At 42.2% G+C, this 19,515-nt stretch carries 13 protein-coding genes; 3 read left to right on the top strand and 10 right to left on the bottom strand.

Features of this window, described 5'->3' with window-relative positions; genetic code table 11:
• Positions 1-99 precede the first annotated feature (99 nt).
• From ACTNES_RS12795 to ACTNES_RS12775, 5 genes are all read right to left on the bottom strand, one after another.
• Complete coding sequence (locus ACTNES_RS12795; protein WP_441039538.1) at positions 100-2,157, bottom strand: HelD family protein; 2,058 nt, start codon at positions 2,155-2,157, stop codon at positions 100-102.
• Positions 2,158-2,451: 294 nt separating this feature from the next.
• Positions 2,452-4,290, bottom strand: coding sequence for an ABC transporter ATP-binding protein (locus ACTNES_RS12790; RefSeq protein WP_441039536.1), 1,839 nt, complete (start codon positions 4,288-4,290; stop codon positions 2,452-2,454).
• Positions 4,287-6,449: an ABC transporter ATP-binding protein gene (locus ACTNES_RS12785; RefSeq protein WP_291809096.1), complete on the bottom strand. Its 2,163-nt coding sequence runs from the start codon at positions 6,447-6,449 to the stop codon at positions 4,287-4,289. Before ACTNES_RS12785 ends, ACTNES_RS12790 begins: the two co-directional genes overlap by 4 nt.
• A gap of 68 nt (positions 6,450-6,517) precedes the next feature.
• Entirely contained in the window at positions 6,518-6,991 is a 474-nt protein-coding gene (locus ACTNES_RS12780; protein WP_291809093.1) for a MarR family winged helix-turn-helix transcriptional regulator, read from the bottom strand.
• Between the two features lie 233 nt (positions 6,992-7,224).
• Positions 7,225-8,109 carry a LysR family transcriptional regulator gene (locus ACTNES_RS12775; RefSeq protein WP_441039534.1) on the bottom strand — a complete coding sequence of 295 codons (885 nt, stop codon included), beginning with the start codon at positions 8,107-8,109 and terminating at the stop codon, positions 7,225-7,227.
• A 167-nt stretch (positions 8,110-8,276) separates the two neighbouring features.
• Here ACTNES_RS12775 and ACTNES_RS12770 point away from each other — a divergent pair, with 167 nt between their 5' ends.
• A complete protein-coding gene (locus tag ACTNES_RS12770) occupies positions 8,277-9,611 on the top strand; it encodes a sodium-dependent transporter (protein ID WP_441039532.1) in 1,335 nt (444 codons plus the stop codon).
• Positions 9,612-9,732: 121 nt separating this feature from the next.
• Here the strand turns inward: ACTNES_RS12770 and ACTNES_RS12765 are convergent, their stop codons facing one another.
• From ACTNES_RS12765 to clpB, 4 genes are all read right to left on the bottom strand, one after another.
• On the bottom strand, positions 9,733-10,734 hold the full coding sequence (locus ACTNES_RS12765; protein WP_291809083.1) for an AAA family ATPase: 1,002 nt from the start codon (positions 10,732-10,734) through the stop codon (positions 9,733-9,735).
• A 15-nt stretch (positions 10,735-10,749) separates the two neighbouring features.
• Positions 10,750-12,189 (bottom strand): sodium:proton antiporter, encoded by a 1,440-nt coding sequence (locus tag ACTNES_RS12760; protein ID WP_441039530.1) that lies wholly within the window; start codon positions 12,187-12,189, stop codon positions 10,750-10,752.
• A gap of 398 nt (positions 12,190-12,587) precedes the next feature.
• Positions 12,588-12,761, bottom strand: a complete 174-nt coding sequence (locus ACTNES_RS12755) for a DUF4250 domain-containing protein (RefSeq protein WP_008706656.1) — start codon at positions 12,759-12,761, stop codon at positions 12,588-12,590.
• A complete protein-coding gene (clpB, locus tag ACTNES_RS12750) occupies positions 12,762-15,353 on the bottom strand; it encodes an ATP-dependent chaperone ClpB (protein WP_441039528.1) in 2,592 nt (863 codons plus the stop codon).
• 365 nt (positions 15,354-15,718) lie between these two features.
• Between clpB and ACTNES_RS12745 the strand changes: the two genes are divergently transcribed.
• Complete coding sequence (locus tag ACTNES_RS12745) at positions 15,719-16,729, top strand: LacI family DNA-binding transcriptional regulator (protein ID WP_441039526.1); 1,011 nt, start codon at positions 15,719-15,721, stop codon at positions 16,727-16,729.
• Complete coding sequence (locus tag ACTNES_RS12740) at positions 16,729-18,060, top strand: MATE family efflux transporter (RefSeq protein WP_441039524.1); 1,332 nt, start codon at positions 16,729-16,731, stop codon at positions 18,058-18,060. The genes ACTNES_RS12745 and ACTNES_RS12740 overlap by 1 nt, the downstream gene beginning before the upstream one ends.
• Before the next feature lie 302 nt (positions 18,061-18,362).
• Here ACTNES_RS12740 and ACTNES_RS12735 read toward each other — a convergent pair whose 3' ends face one another.
• Positions 18,363-19,202, bottom strand: coding sequence for an ADP-ribosylglycohydrolase family protein (locus ACTNES_RS12735; protein ID WP_441039522.1), 840 nt, complete (start codon positions 19,200-19,202; stop codon positions 18,363-18,365).
• Positions 19,203-19,515 lie beyond the last annotated feature (313 nt).

Genomic DNA, 19,515 nt, shown 5'->3' with positions numbered 1-19,515 from the left:
AATCCCGAGACATACAAGCCAAAATTCCATTGCCGCAGGCAATCTGGAATGAATTTTGGCTACGTTACTGTGAACGGAGTGAACAGTAACGATTACTTTTTATTTTTCCACTTCATACATATGCAGTTCATGAAGGGCTCTTGTTGCAGCGATATATCTCGCCTGACGCACAAGCGGTGTCTGGTCTTTCTGCGGAAATACTGCAAATACCTGATCAAATTCCAGACCTTTTGCCAGATAGAATGTCGTAACTGTAAGACCTTTCTTAAAGCTTGTGCTGTTTCTGTCCAGATAAGACAGACGTTCTTTTATATCAAATCCTTTTTCTCCCAGAATTTCCTTCAGGAGAAGCCACATATATTCTGCTTCTTTCTCTGTACGCAGGACAACCGCTGCTGTTTCATATTCTTCTTCATCGAGTTTCAGGGTTTCTACAATCTCTTCCGCAACATGGCTCATATCTGCAAATATTTTCTCCTCCACCGGAGCACCATGACGTTCGAAGAGTTCCATATCTTCAATACCCGCAAGCTGATTTGCATAAGACGCAATCTCTATGGTGTTACGGTAACTCTTATTCATAATGATCTTGTGGATATCCCTCCCGAAAATCTTCGGCAAAAATTTCAGTACATCCTGCTGTTTATCATCCATAGTCTGAGCCCTGTCACCCAGGATGGTCATGCGGCAGGAGAAAATTCTCTGGAGAATTTCATACTGAAGCCTTGAGTAATCCTGCATCTCATCTACCACCAGATGCTTGATATTGCTTCTTCCCTGCTGGCTCTGCAAACGATATTTCAGGTAAAGGACAGGATAAACATCCTCATATTTCAACTTTCTTTTCTCATAAGAAACACGCGGAAGTCCTTTGTATCCGTTCTCTTTCAGGAACTGACTATAGATCATATAAAGATCTCTGGTCACATACAGCTTCATGAATTTCTCACGGATCAGGTCTTTCTCATCATCTGCCAGATCACGGTCTCGCAAAGTCTCCACTTCATCGATAAAGTAATCTGCCACTGCTTCCATTCTGGAAAGGAGTGGAAAATCCTGGAATTTGAAATAAAACAGTTCAATGATCTCAGACTCCGTCTTCACAAATCCATTGTATTCCACATCCCTGAAATTCATCAGCCGGTCTTCCAGTTCCACCAGATAACGTTCCATAAGATTTATAAATTCCATGGACTGCTTTTCCCCTGACAGAGAAGTTTTCTGCGGAAAACGGATTCTGCGTTCAATCTCATCATAGCGGTCTTCGCAGTCAGAAACCGTATCCCGAAGCTGCTTATAAGCAAAAAGATCAAAGCTCATTTCCTTAATATTCTCTTCTCCCAGTTCAGGAAGGATATGAGAAATATAGTCGGAAAACACTCCATTTGGCGATAGGATCAGAATATTGGAAGACTTCAGGTTCTGTCTGTCATGGTAGAGAAGATAGGCGATCCTGTGAAGTGCAACGGAAGTTTTCCCGCTTCCTGCCGCACCCTGGATCACCATGATTTTATCTTTGGTATTTCGGATGATGGCATTCTGCTCTTTCTGAATGGTACGGATAATGTTCTTAAGCTGTACCTCACCGTTACTTCCCAACTCTGCTTTCAGGATCTCATCATCGATCTTCACATCACTCTCAAATTCGTAGATCATTTTTCCGTTACGGATCTTATACTGCCATTTGGAAGCAACCTCACCATGAATCTCGCCCATGGGAGCCTCATAAGAAGCCGGTCCTTTGTCATAGTCATAAAACAGACCGCTCACCGGAGCACGCCAGTCATATACTAATGGAATATGCCCTGCTTTCTCTGCGAAATTTCCAATTCCAATATAAAAGATCTCCGGTTCGTCCTCTCCTTCGTAAATGAAATCAACTCTTCCGAAGAATGGAGAATCTGCCATTCTTCGAAATCTCTGCTTCAGGATCAGCTGCTCTTCATTTGCTGAAATCTGGCGGAACAATGCCTGCTGATTATCATAATTCTCATAACCATACTGGTCCATCTCTGTATAATTTTCCCAGTAATACTCATGCATTCCCTCAATCTCTTTCTGGCCTTCCACCAGAGAAAGGCTGATTTCTGTGATACGTTCTTTTAATTTTTCCAGCACATAGCCCAGATATTCTCTGCCGTTTTTCTTATCTGTCATATTGTTGATATCCTCTGATATTTGCAACTGTTCAGCAATTTCACAGTTACAATACTCCTTATTATTGTTATCATTTTCTCTTATTATTATGATGATAAAATATATCAATTTCCGTAGATTGGTTTTTAATTATAACATATTACCCTCTTACAGAAAAGACAAAAATCCGGCAAAAATCCCTCAGCCGGTATCTGTGTGATCCTATATCTTCCTGGCGGAGAAAATATCTGCATTAGCCTGGAGCCGGATATATTCTCTTTCACAAATACCCCTGAGGGATTGTAACTTTATATTTTAGGCAGTTGCCTTATTCTCAAACTGGCTGTTATACAGGTCTGCATAGAAGCCTTTCTTAGCCAGAAGCTCTTCATGATTACCCTGCTCGATAATGTCACCGTCTTTCATAACCAGGATCAGGTCTGCATCCTTGATGGTAGAAAGTCTGTGTGCGATCACAAAGCTGGTTCTGCCCTTCATCAGATTGTCCATGGCTTTCTGGATACGCACTTCGGTTCTGGTATCTACAGATGAGGTTGCCTCATCCAGGATCAGGATCTTATTATTGGCAAGGATTGCCCTGGCAATAGTGAGAAGCTGTTTCTGTCCCTGAGAAATATTGCTGGTTTCTTCATCCAGAACCATGTCATAGCCGCCCGGCTGCTGCATGATAAAGTTGTGCACATGAGCTGCCTTTGCTGCTGCGACCACCTCTTCATCTGTAGCATCCAGACGTCCGTAACGGATATTTTCCATAATGGTTCCTGAGAACAGCCAGGTATCCTGGAGCACCATTCCAAACATCTCTCTCAGACTGCTTCTGTTAAAGTCTTTGATGTCGTAACCGTCTACCTTAATACTTCCGCCATTGAGATCATAGAATCTCATAAGCAGTTTCACCATAGTTGTCTTTCCTGCACCTGTGGGACCTACAATGGCAATCTTCTGGCCATCCTTCACATCTGCTGAGAAGTCATTGATAATGATCTTATCCGGATTGTAACCGAATTTTACATGTTCAAACTGTACATCTCCTGTAAGTGTATTAACATCTACAGGGTTCTTCTCATTCTGACTCTCTTCCGGCTCCTCCAGGAATTCAAATACTCGTTCGGAAGCTGCAGCAGAGGACTGTAACAGGTTGGTGACCTGTGCGATCTGCTGGATTGGCTGTGTAAAGTTACGGATGTACTGGAAGAAGGACTGGATATCACCGACTTCAATACTTTTTTTGATTACAAACACGCCGCCTAAGAGAGCTACCATTACATATCCAAGGTTACCTACAAACTGCATGATGGGCATCATCATTCCTGAGAAGAACTGAGATTTCCATGCAGATTCATAAAGCTTCTGATTGTCTTTTTCAAATTCTTCTACTACATCATTCTCTTTGTTAAAAACCCGGACTACATTATGACCGCCGAAGTTCTCTTCGATCTGACCGTTTACTTTACCCAGATAGCTCTGCTGATCCTGGAAGTATTTCTGGGAATGCTTCATGACAGTCTGGATGATGAACATGGAAACCGGCAGGATCAGAAGTGCTGCCAAAGTCATCCACACGTTAATGGAAAGCATCATAATAAATACACCGATCAGAGTTGTCACTGATGTGATCAGCTGCGTCAGACTCTGGTTCAGACTCATCTGCAGAGTGTCCACATCATTGGTGATACGGGAGAGGATCTCTCCGTTTGTTCTGCTCTCATAATAATTCAGAGGCAGTCTGTTGATTTTCTTTGAAATATCTTTTCTCAGATTATAGGTAACATCATTGGAGATCCCGGACATTACAAATCCCTGTACAAAGGAAAAGCATGCACTTAACACATATAATCCAAGTGTCCATAACAGGATCATCCCGATCTTTCCGAAGTCAATTTCACCGGTTCCGTTTACCTTGGCAACCAGGCCGTTAAACAGCTCTGTGGTCGCCTTACCTAAAATCTTAGGCCCTACAATACTAAACACAGTTCCCGCTACTGCAAAAATAAACATCAGTATAAAGCGGAATTTATATCGTCCCATATAACGGAAAAGCTTATCCATGGAGCCCTTGAAGTCTTTCGCCTTTTCGCCGGACATCATACGTCCATGTCCTCCCATAGGACCTCTTCTTCTCTGTTCGCTCATGCCAGTTCCTCCTCTGATAACTGAGATCTTGCAATCTGCTGATATACCTCACAATTTGCCATCAGTTCCTTATGAGTTCCAATACCTGCCATATGTCCGTCGTCCAGTACAATGATCTGATCTGCACCAAGGATGGTACTGATCCTCTGGGCAACGATTACGGTAGTTGCGTCCTTGGTGTACTCCTTCAATGCCTTTCTTAACTGACTGTCAGTCTTAAAGTCAAGGGCAGAGAAGCTGTCATCAAAGATAAAGATTTCCGGATCCTTTGCAATGGCTCTGGCAATGGACAGACGCTGTTTCTGTCCGCCCGAAACATTGGTACCTCCCTGTGATACAGGGGATTCATATTTCTCCGGTTTGGTATCAATAAATTCTGTAGCCTGTGCAACCTCTGCTGCTTCCTTTACCTGTGCATCAGTGATCTCCGGCTTACCATAGCGGATATTGGAATCAATAGTACCCGAGAAAAGTACACCCTTCTGAGGCACATATCCCAGTTTGTCACGAAGTTCTTTCTGAGTCATATCGCGGACATCCACACCATCTACTTTAACAGAACCCTTTGTCACATCATAGTATCTGGGAATCAGATTGATCAGGGTACTCTTACCACTTCCAGTACTTCCGATCACTGCGATTGTCTGACCTTTCTTTGCCTTAAAGGAAATGTCTGTCAGTACATTCTCACCTGCTTCCGGGTAAGCGAAGGATACATGGTCAAATTCAATCTCACCTTTCACATTTTCTGACGGATGTACCGGAGTTTCCGGATCCTGAATAGAAACCTCTGTTTTCAGAACCTCATCAATACGAAGTGCTGCAACATTTGCTCTCGGGAGCATAATGGACATTGCAGTGATCATCAGGAAGGACATAATGATCTGCATTGCATACTGGATAAATGCCATAACATTACCAACCTGCATGGTTCCGTTGTCTACTGCATGGGCACCACTGTAAATAATAAGTACAGATACACCATTCATGATCAGCATCATAATGGGCATCATAAAAGTCATACATCTGTTGACAAACAGGTTTGTTTTTGTCAGATCCAGATTTGCTTTCTCAAAACGATCTTCCTCATGCTTCTCACGGCTGAATGCACGGATAACAGGAATACCTGTCAGGATCTCACGGGATACCAGATTCAGTCTGTCGATCAGAGTCTGTAAGATAGTGAATTTTGGCATTGCCACCTGGAACAGCACAAAGATCACAATCAGGATCAGACCAACTGCCACACCAAGGATCCATGTCATGGAAGAATCTGTGTTTAATACCTTGATCACTCCACCAATACCAAGGATCGGCGCGTACAGAACAATACGGAACATCATTGCCATAACCTGCTGTACCTGCTGCACATCATTGGTGCTTCGTGTGATCAGGGATGCTGTGGAGAATTTGTGATATTCTCTGCTGGAGAAGCTCATAACCTTGCGGTAAATGCTGTTTCTCAGGTCATGACCAAGTCTGCCTGCCACTCTGGCCGAAATAAATGTGACGCTGATTGCTGCCAGCATGATCACCAGTGCCATGGCAAGCATTCTGATACCTGACATCAGGATGTAATGCATCTGAATGGCATCCACATCTTTCCCCAATGCTTCATATTCTGAAGCAACAAAGGAAACACCAGCCTGTGTCACAATAGACTCCGGCATATCTTTCAGCTTCTCATCCATCTGACTCATAATCTGCTGTACTGCTTCTTCCGGCATCTGTGCCAGTGCTGTCAACGGGTCTGTTCCCTCCGGAAGGCCCATCTGTGCAACCATTGCCTGCCCCTGCTCACTGTCTTCGGAAAAGGCAGCTACCATCATCATTGCCTTTGAGAAATCCTCATTTAAATTCTCTCTGGTTTCTTTGGAAATATCATCGTTTAATACCCAGGTATCATCTTCCTGTGTATAATTCTGTGAAACTTCCTTTTTCTGATCCTCATCCATAAAAATCTGAAGATTCTGCAAGGTTGAATCCCGAAGCTTATCCGGCACACTGTCTTCAATACCTTTCTGCTGGATACCTACATTAATGATCTTGGAGGTATAATCCGGCAGGGAAAGATCACAGTACGCCTGCAGAAACAGAAGTGCTATGATCAGGACAATGTATCCCGCTGATTTCTTCAGATATTTCATCAGTTTAATCATTGCTTGATTCCCTCTTTTCCTATTTTTAATATTTTTCTCAATCTGTTCCACCATGTATTTTTCAGTTTCTACCTGTTGACAGGTATCTCCGAAATATTATCCAGAATCTGCCCAAAAAACCTTCGTAAAAGACATAGCTCCGCTTCGCTGAAATTGCTGAACATCACTTTCTCCACAGCTTTGCTTTCCTGCAGGAGCTCCTCCACGATTTTTTTTCCGTTTTCTGTCAGATATACACGCATAATGCGTTGGTCTTTATCATCACGTCTCCTGCAGACAATGTCTGCTTTCTCCAGACGCTGGATACTTACATTTACAGTGGGCGGTGTTACACCCATCCACTCTGCGATCTCCTTCTGGCTGCAGCCGTTATTTCTGTATACGATCATAATAATCGGCATCTGTCCTTGCTGGATACCGATTTCCCGTATACGCTGCATACATCTCATACCATATTGGCGGTTGATCTCCATAAAAAGCGCAGGCATGCTTTTCTCTTCTCGTTTCTCTTTCTCATTCTTCTCCTCTTCCGGGCACCACATAGCTTCACTCCTTTCCGGCCTCTGTCCTCTTTCAGGTCTGATATTGTTCTTTAATTAGCCTGACTAATCATATATAATATACTTTTAGACAAAAAATGCAAGTATTTTTTGTGCAGTTTATAATTATTTTAGATTTATCTTTGATATTTCCAATTTGTAAATATTCAATTTTATTTTGCCCGGCTAATATTTTTCATCTCAGGTCGAATAAAATTTCCAGTATTCTTCAAGCTCTATCTCTGCATGACTTCTTTATAAAATTCTATAAACACATTAATTGCCGGAGACCGCCATTTATTTTTGTGGAGCAGCAACTGTGTCCATGCAGTTACCGGGTAGCCGGCAACATCCAGTCTTTTAATCTGTCCGTCTTTCACATATTTCTCCGAAATAAAATCCGGAAGAAAGGAAAGCAGGCTGCTGTTTTTTACCAGTTCACATATCTGGAGCGGATTTCCGATTTCAAGAACCGGACGGATTTCCAGTGATTGGGACGCAAGGGTTTCATTCAGTATTTTTCTGTAGCTCATGGCTTGTTCTGTTAACACAAACTCATTCTGAGAAATTTCACTTAATTTCCATGAACAGCCTGCAACAGGATTATCAGCCGCTGCAATAAAATGTACCTGTTCTTCCTGTTCCGCACAAATAATAAAATCCGAATCATAAATATGCCTGTCCAGAGTAAAAACCAGATCTGTTTCGTTCTTCCGCAATTTATCAAACATCTGCTCTGTACCGTTTTCTGTTATCTCCACTTTTATTTCCGGATACTGATGATGAAAACGCAGAAAATCATTTTTAAAATATCTGCTGCAGACAGAACTGGACATAGACAACCGAATCTCACCTTCAATGCTTTCAGCTGAATTCAGCGAATCAAGCATTTTCGCCTGTGCCTTCAGAATATTTCGAGCCTGCTGCAAAACTAAAACTCCCTTTTCCGTAAGATTGATTTTATGATAATAACGGTCAAACAGCCTGACATCAAGTTCCTTTTCCAGTTGTTTAATCTGTGAAGAAACTGTAGACTGCGTATATCCCAGTTCTTTTGCAGCAGCCGAAAATCCGGAATATTCACATACTGCAATAAAAGTTTTTAACACATTTGTATCCATAGTTCATTCCTTCCCATAACTTTCCAGTATTTTTCCATTGAAACATTGAATCGTTATTTTTTATAAACGATATTTTCAATAAAATACAACAAAACAATCAATTTTACAAATATTGTTTTTTATCTTATAATATCCCTTATATGAACTTCTGAAGGGAGCGTTATCTTATGAAACGTGAACAGCTTGGAAGCCGGCTTGGCTTCATTATGCTTTCCGCCGGCTGCGCCATTGGCTGCGGAAATGTATGGAAATTCCCGTGGATGTGCGGGCAAAATGGCGGCGGCAGCTTTATGCTGATCTATCTTCTGTGTCTGGTCATCCTGGGAATCCCGGCTCTTGTGTTGGAATTTTCCATCGGAAGAGCGGCTCAGACAAGTCCCCTTTTCATGTACCGTAAGCTGGAAAAACCCGGACAGAAATGGGGGATTTTCGGCTGGTTCTGTCTGCTCGGCAACATTGCCCTGATGGCATTTTACACTGTTGTCTGCGGCTGGATCATTTATTATTTTGTACAGTTTCTCAGAGGTAAAAATGGTTCGCTGGGATTTTCATCCATGATTTCCTCTCCCTCTGTGAATGTATTCTTCTTACTGGTCACTGTGGTCATTGCATTTTTCATCCTTTCTTTCAATCTTCAGGGAGGATTGGAACGTGTGACAAAATATATGATGTCCGCACTGCTGGTACTGATGCTTGCTCTCGCTGTGCACAGTCTTTTTCTGAAAGGCGCTGGTGAGGGAATGACCTTTTATCTGAAACCGGATTTCTCAAAGATTGATGGTTCGGTGATCGTAGGGGCAATGAACCAGGCATTCTTTACTTTGTCTACAGGTATGGGTGGTATGGCTATCTTTGGCAGCTATATTGGTAAAGAACATTCCCTGATGGGGGAAGCCATTCATGTGATCACACTGGACACACAGGTTGCATTTCTGGCAGGAGTTATTATTTTCCCCGCGTGCTTTACCTTTGATCTGGAAGTAAATGCAGGTCCGAGCCTTCTGTTTGATACAATGGCAGCAGTTTTTAACAACATGTCCGGAGGTCGCATCTGGGGTTCCTTATTCTTCCTGTTCATGGTATTCGCAGCCATGTCAACCGTCCTGGGTGTGTGCGAGAATATCCTGGCAATGATCCGTGAGCTTACCGGCTGGTCCCGTCCAAAAGGCAGCGTGGTCTGCGGCACAGGTGTCTTTCTTCTGGCACTTACCACAGCTCTTGGTTTCAGCGTTTTCCACTTCCAGCCATTTGCCGAAGGAACTACCTGGCTTGATTTCTGGGATTTCATTGTTTCCAACAATATTTTACCCCTTGGCTCTCTCGTCCTTGCGCTTTTCTGTTGTAATAAGTTCGGCTGGGGATGGAATAACTTTATCAAAGAGAGCAATACCGGTAAGGGCTTAAAGGTACAAAGCTGGATGAAACCGCTCTTCCGGTTTGTACTTCCGATTATAATTGCCTTTATCTATATTTATGGAATGTTCACATTCAACTGGAAATAAAAAAAATAAGCTCTGTGGATTTTTCTTTTATCCACAGAGCTTATTTTGTCAAGCGGATATTTGCAATCCGCTTCGCTACTTACTTGACTCGATTAAATCAGACAGATAAATCTCCTTCTGATCAGTGAACCTTCTGCTCCAGCATTCTTCGGATCAGCTCGATCGTATCCTTCAGTCCATAGTTGGCGCTGTTAATACACAAATCATAATTCTCCGGTTTTCCCCATTTCTCACCGGTATAAAATTCATAATATTTCTTATGCTGCTTATCCATCTGTTTCAGGAAACGTACTGCCTGCTTCAGATTCATATTACGGATATCCATAACGTGCTGCACACGAACCTGGAAGGGAGCACTGATAAACAGGCTGATATGCGGAATGTGATTATTCTTCAGAATCATATCTGCACAGCGTCCCATAATCACGCAGTCTTCACTTTTTGCCAGTTCACAGATCAGATCACTCATATTGAAGAAAACCGCATCCTGCTTCGGAAGTCCGTGATAACGGTTGAATTCCCTGAACCAGGTTTTCAGATCTGTATGTTTTTTCTTTCTGTATTTATCAAATCCTTCAAAACTGCCGGCATCGCCTACTGCATTTTTATCTGCCTGCAGACGCTTCATAACCTGATCAAAGATCTCTGCATCATAATAGTTGATCTGAAGCTGATCTGCCAGTTCAAATCCGATATCATTACCGCCACTTCCCTGTGTACGGCTGATACAGATGATCAGATGATCATTCTCTGAAATCTCGTTCTGGCGTCTTGCGATCAGATTATTCAGACTGATACGCTCCTTATCTACAATATCTGTCCGTCCAAATGTATCCGGAAGATTTTCGATCTCTTTCAGAATACTGTCATACTCTATCATAAGACGTCTTCTCTCGCTCTTATCCCTGATAGTACGGGCCATGTTACTGATCAACGCCAGTTCACTTCTGAGCAGATGTCCGTCCGGCTTGGTATACATCAGTGCTGCCAGATGACGGATGGTTGTTTCTTTCTGTCCTGTAAATGTACGTCCCAGAGAGGAACCCACACATTTATAAACTTCTTCATCCAGGTTATAAATGCGTATTGCAAGTTCTTTGCATTTTTCCTGATTGTCCTGCATAATGATCCTCCCTCCTTATAAAAAGAATACAAACATATCAATAATAAACACCGGAACCAGAAAGGCAATAGACCAGAGCATATATCCGAAGAATGACGGCATCTTCACACCATTCTCATCAGAGATTGCCTTTACCATGAAGTTAGGGGCATTTCCGATATAAGTGTTGGCACCCATAAATACCGCACCACAGGAAATGGCAGACAGAATCTTGGTGGGTACAGTTCCCAGTGTAGTTGTGATTCCATTGGTAAATGCCAGTGTTCCTGCTGTTGTGAGGAATACCAGATAAGTCGGTGTATTATCCAGGAAACTGGAAAGCACACCTGTTGCCCAGAACATCTCTGCCGGTTCAGTAACTCCCAGATTTGGTCCTACTGCTTTCAGAAGCATCAGTGCAGGCTGCATGGTGATAAAAATACCGATGAATAAAACTGCAACCTCCTGGATCGCACCCCATGTAAAATGGTTTCTGATACGGATCTGCTTATCTGTTGTCTTAAAGGAAAGGAAGGCAGCAAGCAGAATGATCACGATTTCAATCAGTGCCGGGAATATCAGGGTTACTTCTCCAAAGAGATGAATACCTCTTACATTGCCTGCAGCATCCTGGAATGCGGACATTCCCGGAAGTACACCGCTTAAGATTACCGCGCCAACGATCATCACAAGGAAAATGATATTGTGCAGTCCATCCAGACGGAACTGAGTACCCGGTTTACGGATATCCGGTTTACGTCCATTTGCAATATCTCTTCTGTAAGAACGTTTATCAATCTGATAAAACACAAACAGAAGAATGACCATATTAAAGATCAGTACAGGGAACAGATGCAGACTCCAGAAGAAAGGAACACCTCGCATAAATCCCATTAACAGTGGCGGATCTCCAATTGGTGTAAGACATCCACCCATATTGGAAACCATGAAGATAAAGAAAATCATAATATGTCCTTTTCTCTTTCTCCATGAATTCATTTTAATTACCGGACGTACCATCAGCATACTGGCACCGGTGGTACCGATACAGCTTGCCAGAAGAGTTCCCAGCGCAAGCAGACCCACATTAACACGGGGGGAACCTGCGAAATCACCCTCCATGGTAATATTACCTGATACGCAGAACAGGCCGAATAACAGAATGATGAATGTAAGATAATCATTCACAATACAGTCCAGAACTGTCTCTGCAGTCTTTCCGGCTCCATAAACGAAAGCAAATGGAACGACCATCAGAATGATCCATAAGGCAACAACCAGTGGCTGATGAGACTCCCACCACTCCGCTTTTACCAGAGGCATCACTGCAATACATAACAAAAGCCCTGCAAAGGGAATGCAAAGCCATACAGGTACTGTAGATGGTGCTTTACTGCCTTCTGCCGCAAGTACACTCAACGGACAAGCCAGAAGAACTGCCAAAAAAGCACCCAGTACGGTCACCAACTTTTTCAAAACTGCCACCTCCATATTGTATTTTCGTACAGCGCGATTATCATTCAGGAGATTTTTTTCATATACGTGTTTCTTCCTATTTAATATGCGCTTGTTTTTTTACAGATGCAATTATAACATACAGCATCCAAAAATCAATTGTATGGATAATGAATATTTATGCTTTATTTTGTACTTTTTTAGATATTTTTCACATATTTTATACTTTCTTTTGTTTTATTCTTAACGATTTAATCTTTTTTGCTAATACTTTTTGGTCTTATCTTATATATTTTTGCAAATTGTACTGATTTCAAAACACACTTGTCTTTCCGGTGCTTACAGAAGGTACTTGATTTTATACAGAAAAATGCTCCCCAACAGCAATTCCCGCTGTCAGAGAGCATTTCGCATATTTCCTATATGAACTGATTGGTTGCCTCATCATACTCATAGTCAATGGAATGCATCTTCGCCACCAGTTCGTCTTTCTTCAATCCTCTGCATGTGCAGAGTGCTTCCAGGGAATCATAATAATCCCTGAGCTGAGTATTCACATAACTCAGCAGAATCATTGGATCTTTGGGTATCATTTAGTTTCCGTCCTTTACCGTAACAATGAATTCCCCATTCTGAACATCCAGTACCAGAGTATCACCTGCGTGAACATCTCCGGACAAAATCTTTCTCGCCGCAAGAGTCTCTACATATTTCTGCAGATAACGTTTCAGCGGACGTGCACCGTATACCGGGTCATAGCCATTCTCTATAACCTGATCCTTGGCTGCATCTGTCAGTTCCAGGGAAAGCTCCTGGTCTGCAAGACGTTTGTCAAGCTCGCCGACCATCAAGTCTACTATCTTACCAATATTGGATTTTGTCAAGGGCTTAAACATAATTATTTCATCCAGACGGTTCAGGAATTCCGGACGGAAATGGCCTCTCAGATCATCCATAACCTGGCTTTGAGCCTCAGGTTTGATCTCCCCATTCTCATCAATACCATCCAGCAGATACGGAGAACCGATGTTGGAAGTCATGATAAGAATTGTATTCTTAAAGTCAACTGTACGTCCCTGAGAATCTGTGATACGACCATCATCCAGTACCTGCAACAGTACGTTAAACACATCCGGATGTGCTTTCTCAATCTCATCGAAAAGTACGACACTGTATGGTTTACGGCGGACTGCCTCAGTAAGCTGGCCGCCCTCCTCATATCCTACATATCCCGGAGGCGCTCCGATCAGTCTGGATACAGAATACTTCTCCATGTATTCACTCATATCAATTCTGACCATATTCTGTTCATCATCAAACAGATTCTCTGCCAGAGTCTTGGCAAGCTCTGTCTTACCTACACCTGTAGGACCAAGGAACAGGAAGGAACCGATTGGTTTGGTCGGATCCTTGATACCGGCTTTGGAACGAAGAATTGCATCTGTAACCCTCTTCACACCTTCATCCTGGCCTACAACTCTCTTGTGGAGCTGATCTTCCAGAGTAAGGAGTTTCGCTCTCTCGCCTTCTGTCAGTCTTGTCACAGGAATACCGGTCCATCTGGAAATGATCCTTGCGATCTCATCATCAGTAACTGCCTCATGTACCAGACTTCTGTCACTTTCCTTCACACTCTTCTCTTCGATTTCCAGCTGCTGCTGTAATTTCGGAAGCTCACCGTACTGTAACTGTGCAGCCTTCTCCAGATCATAGTTCTGTTTTGCTTTCTGGATCTGCTTATTCACATCCTCGATCTGCTCACGAAGCTTCTGCAATTTCTCTACAGAATGCTTCTCATTATCCCACTGTGCTTTCTGTGTATTAAAGGTATCACGAAGCTCTGCCAGCTCTTTCTGAAGTGTTTCCAGACGTTCCTTACTCAGGTTATCTGTCTCTTTCTTCAGTGCAGATTCCTCAATCTCCAGTTGCATGATCTTACGGCGCTGTTCATCCAGCTCTGAAGGCATGGAATCCAGCTCTGTCTTGATCAGGGCACAGGCCTCATCCACCAGGTCAATGGCCTTATCAGGAAGAAAACGGTCTGTGATATATCTGTGGGAAAGTGTAGCTGCTGCAACCAGCGCACTGTCTGTGATCTTAACACCATGGAAGACCTCATATCTCTCCTTCAGACCACGAAGGATGGAAATGGTATCCTCCACTGTGGGCTCATCCACCATAACCGGCTGGAGACGACGTTCCAGAGCTGCATCTTTCTCAATATACTGACGGTACTCATCCAGAGTTGTGGCACCAATACAGTGAAGCTCACCTCTGGCAAGCATAGGCTTCAGCATATTGCTGGCATCCATAGCTCCATCTGTCTTACCTGCACCAACGATCAGATGTAACTCATCAATGAAAAGAATGATGTTTCCTTCACTCTTCTTTACTTCTTCAAGGACTGCTTTCAGACGTTCCTCAAACTCACCTCTGTATTTGGCACCTGCTACCAGAGCGCCCATGTCCAGGGCAAAAATCTTCTTATCCTTCAGACCTTCCGGCACATCCTCTGCCACGATTCGCTGTGCAAGGCCCTCGATTGCTGCAGTCTTACCTACACCAGGCTCACCGATAAGCACCGGATTGTTCTTGGTCTTACGTGAAAGGATTCTGATGATATTACGGATTTCCTCATCACGTCCGATCACAGGATCCAGCTTCTGGTTACGTGCCTTTTCGACTAAATCCTCGCCATATTTATTCAAAGTATCATAAGTAGCTTCCGGATTGTCACTGACTACACGCTGATTGCCTCGTACTGTAGAAAGTGCCTGCAGGAAACGCTCCTTAGTAATGCCAAATTCCTGAAACAGTTTCTTCATGCTTGGACTTGGATATCTCAACAAAGCAAGGAATAAATGCTCTACAGAGACATATTCATCACCCATTGCCTTGGCTTCATCCTCTGCACTGACCAGAGCCTTGTTCAGATACTGTCCGAAACGAAGCTCACCGCCAGATACCTTAACCCTGGCATCCAGTGCCTGATTCAGAGAATTTCTGAAATAATCCTTATCTATCTCCATCTTCTCGATCAGTTTAAGAATCAGGCTGTCTTCCTGTTCCAGCAGAGCATATAAAAGATGCTCCTCTTCAATCTCCTGGTTGCCAAACTGATAAGCAACCTTCTCCAGATCCTGGACAGCCTGTACGGATTTCTGTGTAAATTTACTGATATTCATAGGCTAACCCTCCTCTTATATGAGAAATATCTCTCCCGAAGGAGAAATATGTTGTTTTCTTTGTTCTGCATGTAATATAACACACGTTGTTAGCACTGTCAAGAGGTGAGTGCTAATTATTTTGTGAAGAATTTGTGACCGCTACGAGCCATGCAAAATGGTGAAAATAAATGCCCTGCAAGTTTACTTGCAAGAGCGTCTATTTTTTCTATTTTATAAGAATGTCATTAATGATTAACCCAGGTAATAGTAAAATATCACAAAAATCGAATACAAATTTTGTAATGGGTTATGCGATTAACCTTTGTAAATTCCACATTTATAATGTAGCATATAATCATAATATCGCAGAAGAAGGAATGGAAATGACACAGAACAGAATTAGAATCGTAGATGTTGCAGATGCGTTAGGTCTTAGTACTGCTACTATCTCAAATGTGATTCACGGCAAAACAGAAAAAATTTCAGATGAGACGGTAAAACGCGTCCAGCAGGAACTTGAAAGGTCGGGATATATCCCGAATATGGCTGGTATTTTGCTTGCGAGAAATAATTCAAGAATCATCGGAGTGGTGGTGAATGACCATGAAAAGTATGAGGGCCGGGTTTTAGAAGATGGATTTGTGATGTCATCGCTGAATGCTCTTTCCCATGAGGTTAATGAAAAAGGTTATTTTCTGATGATAAAAACGACATCTGATATCAGAGAGATTCCGGTATTTGCATCCATGTGGAATATGGATGGACTGATTCTGATTGGATTTTGTGAAGCTGATTATGAAAGCCTCAGAAATCAGATGAGGATTTCGTTTGTAGTGTATGATGGCTATTTTGAAAAATGCTCAAAGGTAGTAAATCTGGTCATCGATCATTATGACGGTGGCTATCAGGCCGGGAAATATTTAAAAGAACTTGGACATAAAAAAGCATTATGCATAGCAGATAATTTCATCTGCATGGATAAAGAACGCATCGAAGGGTTTCGCAAAGCCTTTGAACCAGGAGAAACCTATAGATGGGAGATACCAAAAACAGAAAAGGAAAGAATGTGCTTTTATGAGGATAAATATATCCAGCTGTTAAAAAATAATGTTACCGCTGTTTTTGCAGTGTCCGATTTTTATGCACTTGAATTTATGAGGTTTTTACAAGGAAAGAACATTCGGATTCCAGAGGATATCCAGATCATCGGCTTTGATGATAACATGGCAAGCAGGGAAAGCAATCCTTCCCTCACAACGATTCATCAGGAAGCAAACTTAAGGGCGAAAGCGGCAATTGAATGTCTGGAGGCAATGCGCGATGGAGCAGAATATAAGACAGAAATCGTGTTACCGGTTGATTTAGTAAAAAGGGAAAGTACGAGGAAATTATAATGTCAAAGTTTATGAAATCGTTGTGTAAAATAGCAATTCCTGTCACATTGCAAAGTATGCTGCAGGCATCATTTTCAATTGTTGACCAGATCATGATTGGACAGTTAGGGGAGACAAATATATCGGCAGTTGGATTATGCGGTAATTTTTCACTGATTTTTTCAGTGGTGATTGGTGCGGTAAGCACGGTTGCCGGGATATTAATTGCACAGTTTATTGGTGCCCAGGAAACAAAAGAGGCATGGTGTAGTTTTGATGTGAGCCTCATCTGCGGAATTATGATATCAGCATTGTTCCTGCTTGCAGCAGGAGTTTTTCCATCGCAGATTCTTGGATTATATACGAAGGATATGAGTATTATAAATACTGGTGCGGTTTATTTTAGAATTATAGCGTTTTCTTATATTCCAATGGCTGTCAGCAATATTTTATCCTCATGGCTGCGCTGTAAGGAGTATGCAACGATACCATTTCTGGCAAGTTTTGGAGCAGTTATTGTAAACACAGGACTGAACTATCTGCTGATATTTGGAAAACTTGGATTTTCATGTATGGGAATAAAGGGTGCTGCCATTGCCACACTTATTTCTCAATTGTTTAACCTGATATTTATTCTTGTCGGATTTGTCTTATGTATCAGAAAAGATGGAGATAAACCGGTATTGTCTCTACATTTTAAAAAAATCACGATCAGGGATTATCTGATAATGATTATGCCGATTCTAATCAGTGAATTTTTATGGAGTCTCGGGCAAAATGTGGAGTCTGCTGTTTATGGACATCTTGGCACATCAAGCCTTGCAGCCTATACACTTACCGGTCCGATACAAGGGCTTATGGTAGGAGCACTTAGTGGATTGTCTGCGGCTGCCGGTGTGATAGTCGGCAAGAGGCTTGGCAGGAAAGAATATGACGAGGCTTACACAGAATCAAAGAAGATTATGTATGCAGGCTTATTTGGTGCGGTAACGGTATCGGCTTTACTCATTCTTTTGGCTGGAGTATATACCGGATTATATCGTGTTGATGACAGTGTAAAAGATCTTGGAAAAACACTGCTTATTGTATTTGCCTTGTACGCTCCGGTCAAGGTGGAAAATATGATACTTGGCGGAGGCATTATAAGAAGTGGCGGTAACACCAAAATCATTATGATCATTGATATTATTGGCACATGGTGTATCGGAATTCCACTGTGTCTGCTTGCAGCATATGTATTCAAGTGGGGAATTGTTGGTGTGTATACATTGCTTACCACGGAGGAATTATTCAGGCTTGCTGTATCGTTTATTGTCTTTAAAAGGCGTAAATGGATAATTAGTTTATGCTGATTTACTTCTTGCCGGGATCCTTTCAATCACTACTGGGGATGCCGAAATGTGGTATTAACCGGCATCCCCTTTAAATCATATCCTTTATTGCTTTGTGTGGAGATTTAACTGATTATCTATATCCCGTCCGACATACGGCTTTCCCCAATTACTCCCATTGTATGGAAAAACAAGATGACTGGATTTGATTTATTTCCTGTTGTTTTAAATACCACACTTCCACCTTCTGTCTATTTTGTATCTTTTATCTATCTACTCTCTTCCTTTCATTCTCATAATATTCGTATCCGCTGATCAAAAACTCAATCATCTTTTTTGTCATCTGAACCAGCATTTCCATTCCTGCCAAGAACACGGTCAAACTCCTCAAGAACCTCTGTCATCAAGCCCTCGTCAATCCGACTTCTACACTCTGCAATCAACACTGCTGGAATTCCATAAAATGCTTCTGCTATACTTCCGGTAATTGCTCCTAATGTGTCAGTATCTCCGCCAAGCGATACCGCATTTCGTATGGCATCCTCAAAATCTCTGGATTCCAAAAAGGCAATAATTGCTTCTGGCACAGTTTTCTGACATGTCTCATCCATATGATACCCCGGCCTGATTATATCTAAACTTCTATCCAGATCATAACGAAATTCTCTTTCAATATACTCTTTAATTTCTTCTTTTGAAGAACCGTTTCTGGCCATGTATATTGCACTGGCTGTTGCTTCCGCACCCTTAATTCCTTCCGGATGATTATGTGTCACATTCGCAGTCGCTCTTGCCACCTCTCTGGTTTTTTCAATGGAATTATAAAGCCATCCTGCTGCTGATACTCTCATGGCTGAACCATTACCATAACTTCCGTATGGCTTAGGATTTCTTTCACTAAGCCAGCACCTGAATCTTCCACCGTAACCAGCATGTGGATACCGTCTTCCCCAATCCTGCATGTTAGCTGCTACCGCCACTTCGATTTCCTTTACTGTAGCTTCCGTTCCAACTTCCAACAATGCTTCTCCTATTGCTATTGTCATAACAGAATCATCTGTAAATCCACAGCCTTTGCTAAACAAATCAAATTCCTTTGTTTTATCTCCTCTGTCAAACTCAAATGGACTTCCTATAATATCTCCCAAAATTGCTCCGTACATATATGCCTCCAATCCCCGAATCACTCCGGTAACTCTCTTTCTTTGTTACAATATGAGTATAATCAGCAAATGTCTTTATATGGTCGCTGTCCCGGCGACAGTTTTAAGAACAAAAACAGACGCCGATACTATAAATACCGACGTAACACATACCAATTAATACTTACTTGTAAACTTTTCATAAAAAAGCACCTCTTTATACACGTGAATTACTCGGTAACTGAGTTACCAGAGCATCTGAATTAAGGCGGGATACCGCCTTTTTTCAGGGTGCATCCATGGCACCACTACTGTTTGCTCTTTAGAGCTATAC

The sequence above is a fragment of the Blautia sp. HCP3S3_D9 genome, from assembly GCF_052063845.1.
Classification (GTDB): Bacteria; Bacillota; Clostridia; order Lachnospirales; family Lachnospiraceae; genus Blautia_A.
The sequence above is the reverse complement of the archived record's forward strand: the minus strand, read 5'-3'. Positions and strand labels throughout refer to the sequence as shown.